8 protein-coding genes are annotated in these 13307 nt (G+C 41.0%); 4 read left to right on the top strand and 4 right to left on the bottom strand.

Features of this window, described 5'->3' with window-relative positions:
- Positions 1-56 precede the first annotated feature (56 nt).
- Positions 57-5717, bottom strand: a complete 5661-nt coding sequence (locus tag HCR01_RS29305; protein WP_193199539.1) for an ATP-binding sensor histidine kinase — start codon at positions 5715-5717, stop codon at positions 57-59.
- 511 nt (positions 5718-6228) lie between these two features.
- Positions 6229-6861, bottom strand: coding sequence for a response regulator (locus tag HCR01_RS29300; protein ID WP_193199538.1), 633 nt, complete (start codon positions 6859-6861; stop codon positions 6229-6231).
- A 259-nt stretch (positions 6862-7120) separates the two neighbouring features.
- Here HCR01_RS29300 and lipA point away from each other — a divergent pair, with 259 nt between their 5' ends.
- Together lipA and HCR01_RS29290 are read left to right on the top strand one after the other, a co-directional pair.
- Positions 7121-8020: a lipoyl synthase gene (gene lipA, locus HCR01_RS29295; RefSeq protein ID WP_193199537.1), complete on the top strand. Its 900-nt coding sequence runs from the start codon at positions 7121-7123 to the stop codon at positions 8018-8020.
- Positions 8021-8203: 183 nt separating this feature from the next.
- Positions 8204-8341 (top strand): photosystem I protein PsaX, encoded by a 138-nt coding sequence (locus tag HCR01_RS29290; protein WP_193199536.1) that lies wholly within the window; start codon positions 8204-8206, stop codon positions 8339-8341.
- 21 nt (positions 8342-8362) lie between these two features.
- Here the strand turns inward: HCR01_RS29290 and HCR01_RS29285 are convergent, their stop codons facing one another.
- On the bottom strand, positions 8363-9229 hold the full coding sequence (locus HCR01_RS29285) for a branched-chain amino acid ABC transporter permease (protein WP_193199535.1): 867 nt from the start codon (positions 9227-9229) through the stop codon (positions 8363-8365).
- Between the two features lie 171 nt (positions 9230-9400).
- Between HCR01_RS29285 and hrmK the strand changes: the two genes are divergently transcribed.
- Complete coding sequence (hrmK, locus tag HCR01_RS29280) at positions 9401-11248, top strand: hybrid histidine kinase/response regulator HrmK (RefSeq protein WP_193199534.1); 1848 nt, start codon at positions 9401-9403, stop codon at positions 11246-11248.
- A 131-nt stretch (positions 11249-11379) separates the two neighbouring features.
- Complete coding sequence (larE, locus tag HCR01_RS29275) at positions 11380-12210, top strand: ATP-dependent sacrificial sulfur transferase LarE (RefSeq protein ID WP_193199533.1); 831 nt, start codon at positions 11380-11382, stop codon at positions 12208-12210.
- Positions 12211-12221: 11 nt separating this feature from the next.
- On the opposite strand, the gene HCR01_RS29270 is transcribed toward larE, so the two are convergent.
- Positions 12222-13274, bottom strand: coding sequence for an SGNH/GDSL hydrolase family protein (locus tag HCR01_RS29270; RefSeq protein WP_193199532.1), 1053 nt, complete (start codon positions 13272-13274; stop codon positions 12222-12224).
- Between the last annotated feature and the right edge of the window lie 33 nt (positions 13275-13307).

Genomic DNA, 13307 nt, shown 5'->3' with positions numbered 1-13307 from the left:
CTTAGCTATTTGACTAGACTTCTGGCAAAATTCCTAATATTCAGAATACCAGAAGTCTACTGTCGCATCGGTATTTCAACTACAAACTCAGTTCCCCTTCCTAATGTGGAATCACAAGTTAAACTACCCTTGTGCTTATCCACAACAATCTGATAGCTAATTGACAACCCTAATCCTGTACCACTTCCTATCGACTTAGTGGTAAAAAATGGGTCAAAGATTTTCTGTTTCACTGCTTGTGTCATACCAGAACCGTTATCAGCAAATCGAATTATTACAGTATTTGAATCTGTTAATTCAGTAAAGATGTGAATTGTAGGATTATCAATTGTCGGTTGTTCATTGTCAGTTGTTTTTCCATTGACCGTTAACCACTGACTACTGACTTCTGAATTCTCCAAAGCATCGATCGCATTGCTTAGGATATTCATAAACACCTGATTAAGTTGACCAGCGTAGCAAGTAACTTCTGGCAGTTGTCCGTATTTTTTGATGACTTCAATTTCTGGATAATCGCTCTTTGCCTTGAGTCGGTGCTGCAAAATCATCAAGGTATTGTCGATACCCTCATGAATATCTACAGGTTTCATTTCCGATTCATCTAGACGAGAGAAGTTGCGTAAGCCCAAAACAATATTTCTGATGCGCGAACTGCCAAGCTTCATTGAAGCTAAAGTTTTTGGCAGGTCTTCTGCTAAAAAATCTATGTCTATTTCTACCGTTTTATCCTCAACTAGAGGTGAAGGACGAGGGTATTCCTGCTGATAAAGAGTAATTAAATCCAGCAAATCTTGGACATATTCACTAGCATGAGTAATATTGCCATGAATAAAGTTGATGGGATTATTAATTTCATGGGCAATTCCCGCCACCATCTGCCCTAATGAAGACATTTTTTCACTTTGAATCAATTGAGTTTGGGTACGTTGCAATTCCTCCAGGGCTTGCTGTAAACGATGATTTTTGTTGTTAAGTTCTTGCGTTCTTACCTCAACTTTTTCCTCTAGCGTATGGTTATATTCTTCTAAGTTTTCCTTAGCTTGTGTCAAATTTTTATAGAGGATGGCATTCTCTAGCGAGATTGCTGCTTGAGTAGTGAGGAGTTTGATAACTTCAACGCGATCGCTTGTAAATGCTCCTGTAGTTAGATTATTTTCTAGGTAAAGAATACCAATCAATTTCCCTTGATTGATAATAGGTATAGACAACAAGCTTTTAGGTGACTCTCGAATAATGTAGCTGTCGGTTGCCAAAGATGCGACAGCCATTGCATCGTCGATGACGAAAATTTCCCTAGTACGTTTAACGTAGTTAATTAAAGTAATAGGAACATCGTCGCTTGACTCTAAACTAATTGATGGAAACTCTGTATGAGTTGAATTTGAACTAATCACAGTAATGGTTAAATCTAAGTTATTACCTTTGCTCACAATCAGAGCGCATTTAGAGGCTCCTGCGTTCTCCATTACAACTTTCATTAAAGTAGAAAGCAGTCGTTCAAGCTCAATTTCTCCAGAGAGTGCTTGAGATGCTTTGATGAATGCTGCTAAATCCAGAGAGTCGGAAATGCTTGTTTTAGAACCAATAATAGTTTGTTGATTACTTAGAGTAGTAGATAAAGATAGGCTATTGAGAGAAGTACTTTGATCTCTGGAATGGAAGCTCAGGTTTTCTTGCTGGAGTATGGAAGCAAGTAACTGAGGATAACGTTTTGCCAAATCGTCAACTTTGGCTTTAGCACCCCAACGAACGTAGCTATAGTAGGCATCAATTAGATATGTTTGTGCAATCTTCTGTTTGCCCCACCCTAGATAGAATTTCCCAGCAAGTTCGTTCGCTAGAGCTTCTTCATTAATGTACTCATGTTCTTTAGCAAGGGAAATAGCGCGATCGTACAATTCCATTGCCTCTACATATTTACCAATGACCCGATATCGTTCTGCTTCCACTAAATAAAACTTGTGCAAATAATTCATTGGAGCGTGATTTGCCCAATGCTGCATCTTTTCCTGGCTAATAGCTACCTTTGTCAAGATTTGTTTTTGTTCAGCTTCATCGAAATTAAGGCACACAGCTAGCATAATTAGAGAATTGTAAAAATGGAAAAGAGGAACAACTAGTTGTCCTGTACCAGCATCTAAATACTTTTCTGCCAGAATAGCAATTTCAACTGCTTGAGGAAAATCCTGAAATAGGTAACAAAGATGTAGTTTGCTGAAATATAAATATAAAAGTCCGACTCTATCCTTGGCTTGAAGTTGAATTGGTAGCATTTTCTCCTCGTCGTAGGCTTCACCAATTAAACGACAGGGATATTCTACATTCCCTAGCAAATTCAAAACGCTCTGCCAATAAATAGTCAGCCAATTAAGCATTCTCTCTTGCTTGGTTTTAGCAATAGCATTGCTGTAGATTGTTAGCTCCTGTGTTAGCCCTGTCAATTCTCTACCGATGAAATATGAATAGTAAGAATAAGCCAAAAGAGAAAAGGCTGCAAATTCTAAATCTCCCGTTTCCAGTCCAGCCGAATAAGCTTCGTGTAAAGGCTTTAATGCTTCTCTGGTATGTTCCTTCCAAGGTCTGATATTGGCATTAAATGTCGTAAGTATTTTAGCTGTAACAGTTTTAGTGTGGAACTTAGATAAAAGACTTTCAGACAACTTGCCAAATTTATAACCAGTTTCAATATCTCCCATCACTCCGCAGAGTATTGATGCATAAACAACATATCCAAAAGCAGATAAGGGAGTATTGCCATGTTTAACAGATAAAATGATTTGTTTAAGGACAATCAGTGGTAAAAACTCAGGAGAAACTGCATAAGCAAAAATAGTTGCATTGCTTAGGATATGCATCACCGCCAGTGGTTGTGCTTGTGTCATCTCTGGCAGGCTAATCAAGTCTTCAATACGTTTGCCAGTTAGATTTGATGTGATTTCTACCATTGCTAGCTGAACATCAGACTGGCTAGGATTATCAGGGAAATCCACCTCCAACAACTTCAGAAAGGCTAGTGCAGTATTGACTGCTTTGAGTGCTTGGTTTTGCGCTCCATAGGCTTTAAGTTTGACTTCATAAACTTTCACTTTCTCCAATAGTGTTTTAGCTCGTGCTAACACTACCTCTATTAATTGCTCAGTTTGCTCAAAGTCGCCAGCTAAGTATGCCGCTTCTGCTGCTGTCTCATGTAAAGCTAGGGTTAGCTCATATTCACTCTCCCAACTATCACCACTTGTTAATAGTTCTATTCCAGTAGTTAAATACTTAATCGCAGCTGGATAAGCCGTTGATGCCAAAGCTTTACGTCCAGCAATCAAATTCATCGTAGCCAGTTCATCACGCTTATCCTGATTAGGAATGAATTCCACTGCAATATTGAACTGATTGACAAGCTCAAAAATATTTTCTTCTCGTTCTGCAACTGAGATACTACTTAACAGCATTAGCCCAATTTTTAAATGAATTGGCTTTTTTTGGTCATCAGGAACCAAGGAATAAGCAGCCTGCTGCACTCGATCATGTACAAATTTATATTTAGGTAGTTGTAAATTAGAACTTGGAAATTGTGTAGATTCTTTACTATTAACTAGTAAATGTTGATCATTAATATTTTCTGGAAATATTTTATAAACATCAGTCTGAGGTAAAATTAATCCCTCAAGTAATGCTTGCCATAAGTCTGACGCTGTATCTACTACAGATTTTTCATGTATAATGGCGAGAGCTTTTAAGTCAAAATGATTGCCAATGCAAGCAGCAAGTTTTAAAACTTTTTGAGTATTTATTGGCAATTTCTCTATTTGAATTGCCAGAAATTCCACTACATCATCTGTAAGGGCTAATGCCTTGATTTTTGTAATATCATACTGCCAATGCCCAATATCAAAGTTTAATGTAATTAGTTTCTCATCTAATAAAGACTTAAGAAATTGAATAGAAAAGAAAGGGTTGCCTTTAGTTTTGGCGAATACCATTTGGGTGAGAGAAACAGCAAATACTTCAGGGCAATGAAGGGTATCAGCAATCAGATGGTTTAAATCACCTTGATTTAAAGGTGATAGAGTGATAGTATTAATAGCTGCTCCAGCTTTTTCAATCTCCTGTAGTGTCAAATAAAGCGGATGCGCCTTTGAAACTTCATTATCCCGATACGCACCAACAACCAGGAAACCTCCCTTAGCTTCATCTAGTTTATCTATTTCATTTGCGAGAGAAGATGACGGGTTTTCACTCATTAATAGTTGAATTAATTTCAAAGAAGTTGTATCTGCCCATTGCAAGTCATCCAGAAAAATAACTAAGGGATGTCCTTTAGCGGTAAACAACTGGATAAATCTTTGGAACAACAAATTGAAACGATTTTGAGCAGCAATGCCAGAGAGTTCTGCAACTGGGGGTTGCTTGCCAATAATCTGTTCTAGTTCAGGAATTACATCGGTAATTACCTGAGTTTGTGTACCCAAGGCTGACAAAATCTTGACTTTCCACTGTTCAATTTGAGCATCAGTTTCCGATAGTATTTGTCCAATTAAGTCACGAAAAGCTTGTACCAATCCTGACAAAGGAATATCACGTTGGAACTGGTCAAATTTACCTTTGATAAAGTAACTACGCTGCCGCACAATGGGTTTGTGGATTTCATTGACTACCGCAGTTTTGCCAATACCAGAAAAACCTGCTACTAATATCATTTCTGTGACTCCGCTTGTCACACGTCCAAAAGCAGCAAGTAGGGTTTCTACTTCACGTTGGCGACCATAAAGTTTTTCGGGAATAACGAAACGGTCTGAGATATCCCGGTATCCCAACTCAAAGGGAGCAATATTTCCAGTTTCTTGCCACTGGTTTTGACACACTTCCAAGTCATGCTTTAATCCCAAGGCACTCTGATAGCGGTCTTCGGCATTTTTTGCCATCAGTTTGCTGATGATGTTGGATAAAATTGGGGGAATATTGGAGCTAATCAAGCTTGCTTTAAGTGGTTCTTTGGCAATGTGACAATAAACTAACTCCATCGGGTCAGTGGGGGTGAAGGGTAACTGTCCGGTGAGAAGTTCAAAGAAGGTGACACCAAGGGAATAAAAGTCGGTGCGGTAGTCTATACCTCGGTTCATCCTTCCGGTTTGTTCGGGAGAAATGTAAGCCAACGTTCCTTCTAAGACGTTGGGATTCGTGAGAGATTGAATTTCTCTTGGCAAGAGGGTGGCGATACTAAAGTCGATGAGCCTGATCTCACCTGTGGTAGGGTTAATTAGGATATTGGCAGGTTTAATATCTTTGTGAATGATGCGTAGGCGTAGCTCGCCGTAGGCATCGCAATGCAATTGCTCAAGGGTGGAAGCAACTTTAATGGCTATGTAGAAAAACTCACTCAAAGAAACAGGATTGCCTTCCTTTGCCTTATCTCCCAGTCGCCAGTCTTGAAGAGAGATACCGCCAAAGTCTTCCATCACTAGCGCATAGCCGTTGCGGTAGTTTTCTAAACTATAGGGTTTGACTATGCCAGGAAGGTCAAGGTTTTTGGTGATGGTGTATTGATTGCGGAACTGGGCGATTTCCACGAACGTAGGATATTCATTTCGCATCAGTTTGATGATGACCAATTTTTGGTCTTGTTCTCTGATGCCTCGATAAACTAAGGTTTTGCTGCCTGAGTAGATTTGCTCAGTAATGCGATAACCGGGAAGCACGTATAATGTATCGAATACTACTGACATCGCAGCTCATGCTCATAATTTGTGTTTATATCGCTTAGTATTCCCGTGAGAAGGCTGTCGTTATCATCAAATAGTAGATTTATTTTATTTAACTTGTATTTCAAAATGCATCTTTTTTAAGAAAAATCTCATATTAAATTGTGTAATTATAAAAATACTAATGCTAAAGTCAAACAATAATATTACTATTCACACTGCAAAAACTAAAGTTTTATCTTATATTCAATTACGTATCTTGATTTAGTATATTTGTAAATTACTTATTTTAGATAATTCCAAACAATAAAAAGCCTGCCGTTACCTTAGCTCAAAAGTAAATTGCGGCAGGTTTATTGTATTTGGAGTTGTTTACTAGACTAGAAACTCAGATTACCTCTACCCTAATAAGTCAGGTGTTTGGTTTTGAAATCTACCTAAATATGGTAGACTTACATATCAATTTCAAGTGTAGAAAAACTTTTCTTCTTACTTTATTAGCTCAAGAGAACATTGAAAATAGAGAGCGCAAAAGCTACTTAATTTTCTGTTTAATAAAAGTCACAACTTGAGCTAGCTGTTTCTTCAAACCATCAATTTCCCCTTGCATTTTGACAATTTTCTCACTTAGCGCATTTATTTCTGCGGAGGAAGCTGCTTCAGTATTAGAGGCTGCTGGTGTACTGTTTTCAGTACTAAAAGTTGCTGCTGTAACTCCATCACTAGAGGTTGCTACAGGGCCATTTCTAGCACCAACACCTGCCCCTACCAGAACTGGCTCTGGACGAGGCTGTTTAGCCTTTGTCATGGCTAACTTAATCGCGCCAATTAGTTGTTTCTGGTCAAAAGGCTTTCCTAGAAATTCAAAATATTCAAAGGGTTCTGTGATTTTCTCTGTTACCTCTTCCTTACGACCAGACATAATTACCAAAGGAATCTTTCGTAACTCAGGCTGGGCTTGAATTTGCTGGAAAACTTCCCAACCACTCATTTTTGGCAACAGAAAATCCAACATGATGAGGCTGAGTTTTTCCTGAAGGATGAAATTTAGTCCTTCCATCCCATCTTTTGCTTCCAGTACCTCGAAATTGCCTGGAGGCAGCATTTCTCGTACTTTTACCCTGACAACTGTAGTGTCATCGATAACTAAAATTTTGTTACTTGCCACGGCTGATTGCTCTAAACAGAAACTTTAAGTGTAAATAGCGGCTTTGCCGATTGACTTTGAGAATGCTCCCACTATATCCAAAATTTTTGTTGATTGGGGGACAGTATATTTCGGTATAAATCACATGACTAGAGGTATTTTGCAAAACTTTTGCCTATGTTCTTTGCAATTTGTGTCATGGTGATATTTAAGGCCTTAACTTTGCTCAAGAGCAGAAGAAACTCGCCTTACTTTATCTCTGCATCTTGTTTGGATGTCTATGACTTCGTCACAACCAGCCCAACTCAAGTCTGAAATTACAGCAATACCTAGCTGGTTACGTCGCCCTATTGGCAAAGCCAGCGAACTCTCCACGGTACAGCGTATTATTAAGCAGCGCCAAATTCATACGATTTGCGAAGAAGGACGCTGCCCTAACAGGGGGGAGTGCTACGCCCAAAAAACTGCTACCTTTTTACTAATGGGGCCTACCTGCACACGCTCTTGTGCTTTTTGTCAAGTTGATAAAGGTCATGCACCGATGCCTGTTGATCTAGAGGAACCACAAAAAGTGGCAGAGGCGGTGCAGCTTTTGGGATTGCGTTATGTAGTGCTGACTTCTGTAGCCCGTGATGACTTGCCCGATCAGGGAGCGGGTCACTTTGTGAAGACGATCGCCACTATCCGCCAGTTGAACCCAGAAACTCAAATTGAAGTACTGACCCCAGATTTTTGGGGTGGTACGGGATCTGGAGAGTCAGGTCAACACCAGCGAATAGTTATGATTGTCCAAGCCTTGCCAGCTTGTTTCAACCACAATATCGAGACAGTGCGACGGTTAACTGGGCCAGTGCGTCGAGGAGCAAAGTACGATCGCTCACTACGAGTGCTGGCTATGGTCAAAGAAATCGAGCCGAATATTCCCACCAAATCAGGTTTGATGCTGGGACATGGAGAAACACTAGATGAAGTGAGCGAAACAATGGCTGATTTGAGGGCTGTGGGGTGCGATCGCCTGACTATTGGTCAGTATATGCGTCCTTCCTTAGATCATCTGCCAGTCCAAAAATATTGGACTCCAGAGGAATTTGATCAGCTCGGCAGCTTAGCATGGAAAATGGGATTCAGCCACGTCCGTTCTGGGCCTCTGGTTCGCAGTTCCTACCACGCAGGAGATTAGGGATTGAGAACAAGGGGGACAAGGACGACAAGGAGAAATTATTACTCTGCTTTGTTTATGTTGTCTTTTCCCAGTCCCCAATCCCCAATTCCCCAAGCTACACAAATATTTTTAAAGAATTTGGGTAATGGGTACACCTGTTTGGTATTTCTTAAAAAGTCCTGACATTAAGGAGAACCGTTTATGACTGCTAAAAGTAAAGATTTACCAGTTGCTGATAGTGGAGCTAAACCTCCCTACGCCTTTCGCACAGGCTGGGCATTGTTCCTGTTAGCTATCAACTTTCTGGTAGCAGCGTACTATTTCCACATTATTCAATAGTTAGAAGTGGAATGGTGCTGCTCAAATCGTGCCTTTGAATAAACCTTTGGGACGAATGAGCAGCACCAAAATCATAATTAACAGTGCCACACCTTGTTTATACTGAGAACCCAGCCAAGGGGTGCTGATTTCCTGAACAATGCCGATGATAAAAGCTGCGGCGATCGCACCGTAAGGGTTGCCAATTCCTCCTAAAATCACGGAGGCAAACAATGGTAATATTAAGAACCATCCCATATTTGGGCGGACAGCTGTAATTAACCCATACATGCTCCCCCCCAAAGATGTGAGAGTGCCAGCAATTAGCCAAGTCCACAGAATTACTCTGTCGACATTAATACCAGATACCCTAGCTAAATCTAAATCGTCGGCAACAGCTCGCATCGCCTTACCAATTTTGGTATTTTGCAAGAGGTAGTGCAGCGCCAAAATTGCTAATACCGCTAAACCCAATACCAATAATTGATTTTGTGGTACTTTTAAGCCCAAGATATCAAGAGCAGTAGTTACAGGTACATCGTAATTTTGGTTTCTACCGCCCCAAATAAAAATAATTCCATTGCGAATAAATAAAGCCAGTCCTATGGAGATAATAATCAGCGTAGTGGAAGTAGCACGGATAGAGCGCATTCTTGACCATAGAAACTTTTCTGATAAAAGCATCGCCGATACTGTTCCCGTCGCCGCCAGTATCATCGACAGCCAAATATTGACTCCAAAGGTATTCACCAGCCAAGTAAGATAGGCTCCTAAAGTTAGAAAGTCACCATGAGCGAAGTTAGATAACCGTAAAATTCCATAGGTAAGAGTCAAGCCGACTGCTGCTAGAGCAATAATGCTTCCCACAGCAATTCCATTGACGATTAGTTGAGCGAATTGTGTATCCATAGTTTTAAGTTGCGATCAAAAAATTTTAAATGAGTAATTTCATACAAGAATTTTTAGACTGGCTGCTACATAAGTTATGGTTTATAAATATAAAAGAGTTGTCCGCTAATTTACATAGAATCCTGTTCGCATTTTTATGCGAAGCTAATTTGTTCACCGGTCTAGTTGACCATGCAGCAGTATTCAAGCTTACCAGAACAGAACTCACAGATAGATGCAACGCCAACACTTTTGAAAACAATTCAGCAACTTCGTGCCGAGTTGTGGCTGGAGAGCAGCTTGAACCAGTTGCAAAGTCGCCTTAATGATTGCCTGCTTTCTGCGTGTATCACTGTCCCACACGCAAGAGCAGCAGAAACAGAAATTTTCCAAACCGTGGTGAACGAGCTAAACAGTGCTGTGGATACCAGTAGAGTGGCGCTCACGCACTGTGCCGTAGGCATCGCTTTGTTTCAACCGCAAGAAACAGTTGGCACAGTTTGCTACATTTCTGGCTCCTCATCCCCAGCTTCACAATCTCCACTCTTAGAAGTTACGCCCAAAAAACGCAAAAAACTGCGGTTAAAGTTGCAAGAGGTCATAGAACTCAAAGATTTGCAGCAGCTTGAAAACAAACAACCACCAAGTGCTTGGCGGTTAGTCGATACTTTTGGCGAGGTTATGGGCTGGCTAATTATCGCCACAGCACCCCTCGTCGAGTCTGGTGACTCACTCATAGCATCACAAGCTCAACTCACCTCGCAATTGATGGCAAGGTCTGCTAAGCAGTGTGCTACAGCTTTGGCACAGCTTAAGCAAATATTATCTTGGCAGCAACGATACCAACAATTAGGTAGCTCTAATCAAGAACTAGAACGCACCAATCAACTCAAAAATCAATTTCTGGCAAATACCAGTCACGAAATTCGCACGCCGCTGAGTTCGATTATTGGGTTTACTCACTTACTCTTAGCTCAGGGGTACGATCCCACCAGAGAACGCCACCAAGAATATTTGACTATTATTCAGTCAAGTGGTAGACATCTGCTAGCTCTAATTAATGATATTTTGGATCTCTCTAAAATTGAAGCAAACCAGCTAGAAGTCCAGTGGGAAACCGTGGATGTGCCAGTGTTGTGTAGCAATGTTTTGGCGTTGGTTAAAGAGAAAGCCGCTAATAAGGGTTTGAAACTGCGCCTAGAACTAGATCCTAATGTCACAACTTTAGTAGCTGATGCTTTGCGACTCAAGCAAATGCTATTGAATTTACTTTTCAACGCTCTAAAGTTTACTAGTAATGGAAGTGTTGGCTTACAGGTCGCCCCTAAAGGTGAGTTTGTGCATTTTACGGTTTGGGATACTGGCATTGGCATCTCTCAAGCAGACCAAGCTCACCTGTTTCAACCCTATTTTCAAATTCTCAACGCTGTAGCTGATGGTATTGAAGGTACTGGATTGGGTTTAACAGTAACTCGGAAACTTGCGGAAATTCACGGAGGTTGCGTGGAAGTCGAATCTGAAGTTGACCGCGGTTCCTGTTTTACCCTCATACTTCCCCTCAAGCCTGTGGAAGTAAATGAAAGAGATAAGGGAGATGAGGAAGCAAGGGGAGCAACATCTTTTTTATTGCCTCAGACCGTTACGCCTAGTTCAAGGTTAGAGATTTTGCTAGTGGAAGATGACTTACCCAACGCTGAGTTGATGCAAATTTATTTAAGTAAGTTGGGATATGAGGTGACTTGGGTAAAGACTGCTGCCGAGATGTGGAAAACTCTAACACAGTTAAACCCAGTGGTGATTTTAATGGATGTCTACCTACCAGATGGAAACGGTCTTAAATTGGTGCAACAATTGCGAGAAAATCCCCAGTATTGCAATATTCCAATAATTGCCCAAACAGCACTGGCGATGAAAGGCGATCGCGAAACCTGTCTAGCTGCTGGAGTCAATGAATATACTTCCAAACCGATTGATTTACCACTTTTAGCAAATCTGATAGCTGAATATAGCAAACCAACAACTGCAACTGATGAGAGATAAGCAAGTCAGAGAGTGTAAAAGTGTGAGACAAGGGGAAATAGGTACTGACCCTTGACCTTTGACTTTCATCTCCTGACTGCTGACTACAATAGTATTGATTGGGTGCTATTGGGTTTTAGCAGGATTGGAACATGATGCTGACAGAAAAGTTGGAACAACTAAAAGTCTTATTTTTAGAAATGGAGCAGGCGTTGATCGCCTACTCAGGAGGCGTTGATAGTACTTTGGTTGCCAAAATTGCTTATGATGTGTTGGGCGATCGCGCTTTGGCTGTAACAGCTGTCTCTCCTTCGCTATTACCCGAAGAGTTGGAAGATGCCAAAATTCAAGCAGCAACGATTGGGATTACTCATAAAATCGTCCAGACTCACGAGATGGAAAATCCTAATTACACCTCTAACCCAGTCAACCGCTGTTATTTTTGCAAAAGTGAATTGCACGACACTCTCAAACCTTTAGCTTGGGAATTGGGTTATCCCTATGTAGTGGATGGGGTGAACGCTGATGATTTGCATGATTATCGCCCAGGAATTCAGGCGGCTAAGGAAAGAGGTGCGCGATCGCCTTTAGCAGAAGTAGGTGTTACTAAAGCAGAAGTCCGACAACTTTCGCAACAACTCGGTTTACCTTGGTGGGGTAAACCTGCTCAACCTTGTCTGAGTTCTCGCTTTCCTTACGGTGAAGAGATTACTGTAGCCAAGTTACAGCGAGTTGGTAGGGCAGAAATTTTCTTACGAAAACTGGGTTGGCAAAATTTGCGTGTGCGTTCGGAAGGCGATACAGCACGCATTGAATTACCACCAGAACAAATCAAAGAGTTTGTGTTGACTACGGATTTACAAACATTAGTTTCCACATTTCAGGATTTTGGATTTGTCTATGTCAGCCTAGATTTAGAAGGTTATCGTAGTGGTAAGTTAAATCAGGTCTTAAATCAGGAAGCCTTGGGCGTTAAACTATAGATTGCGATCGCTCAATTCTCGCTCTGAGTGAGCCTGAATTCTATCTGCTGTAGCACTGACCGCCACACATCATATCCCTCTTGAGAGAGATGCAATCCATCTGTGGTCAACTCTGGGCGCAAATTACCTTCAATATCCGTAAACCAACCATAAATATTTAAATAATTAGCTCCTTGTTGTTTGGCGACTAGCACAAGTTGTTCGTTGATGCGACGAATACGGCTATTAGAAATTGTTGACAGGCGAGTAGGTAAAATTGATTGGACAATTATCTGAGCTTTTGGGTGATTCTGCCGTAAGATGCGGATGATGCGGCGGTAATTACGTAAAATTACTTGATCACTAGCACCTTTGCGTAAATCATTAATTCCAGCCATGACATAAATTACGTCGGGTCGCGTTGCCGAAAATGCCCCCAATCTCTTTAAAATGCCACTAGAAGTATCTCCAGATATGCCCTGATTTAGCCACATTTTGCCCGTAGGCAGTTTTTCTAGGGGAAACCACATGCTTAAAGAATCACCAACTAAAATACTCAGGTGATTCGCACCTTGACCTTGGGCGATCGCTTTGGCTTCCAAAGCTAATAATCTTTTCCAGTCCTCATAAGTCAATTGGTGGTTTTTGGCTGACTCCCACAATGACTGCAAGCTATTATCATCTGCACGTTTATAAATCTGGCCTGTTTTCAGAGCTGCTAATCTTTGGTAGTAAAGTTGACTTCCAGATAAAAATGTGCTACTTGCTGCTGAGAAATTAGGGTTAAGTGATGCCTCCGTCTGATTACTGAATTCTGGAGAGGAGATATCAACACTGGGGGTGATTTTCTCACCTACTGTTGGCTGTACGTGTTCTAGCGATTGTAAAGCCTGGTTACTCAATTCTGGAGAAAAGAGGTTAACGCTAGGGATGACTTTCTCGTTTACTGTTGGCTGCGAACCCTGTTTTAAATCCCACAGGAATCTAGAATTGCTTGGCAGGATCATCGATAAATGTGGAAGAGTCGACGCTGGTATTGCCAATCCTGTTAACAAGCCTGCTGCCAACAGATAAGGTTCCCTCATCCTTCTACCTCTCCTCTACTCACTGCTTTTCCC

Source organism: Nostoc sp. MG11 (genome assembly GCF_014904695.1).
In the GTDB taxonomy this organism is placed as follows: domain Bacteria; phylum Cyanobacteriota; class Cyanobacteriia; order Cyanobacteriales; family Nostocaceae; genus Komarekiella.
This window is presented reverse-complemented; position numbering and strand designations above follow the sequence as displayed.

Coding starts and splice junctions, on each gene's coding strand:
- HCR01_RS29290 (WP_193199536.1), top strand. CDS start 8,204: ATGACTGCTAAAAGTAAAGATTTACCAGTTGCTGATAGTGGAGCTAAA.
- hrmK (WP_193199534.1), top strand. CDS start 9,401: ATGCAGCAGTATTCAAGCTTACCAGAACAGAACTCACAGATAGATGCA.
- lipA (WP_193199537.1), top strand. CDS start 7,121: ATGACTTCGTCACAACCAGCCCAACTCAAGTCTGAAATTACAGCAATA.
- HCR01_RS29305 (WP_193199539.1), bottom strand. CDS start 5,717: ATGTCAGTAGTATTCGATACATTATACGTGCTTCCCGGTTATCGCATT.
- HCR01_RS29285 (WP_193199535.1), bottom strand. CDS start 9,229: ATGGATACACAATTCGCTCAACTAATCGTCAATGGAATTGCTGTGGGA.
- larE (WP_193199533.1), top strand. CDS start 11,380: ATGATGCTGACAGAAAAGTTGGAACAACTAAAAGTCTTATTTTTAGAA.
- HCR01_RS29270 (WP_193199532.1), bottom strand. CDS start 13,274: ATGAGGGAACCTTATCTGTTGGCAGCAGGCTTGTTAACAGGATTGGCA.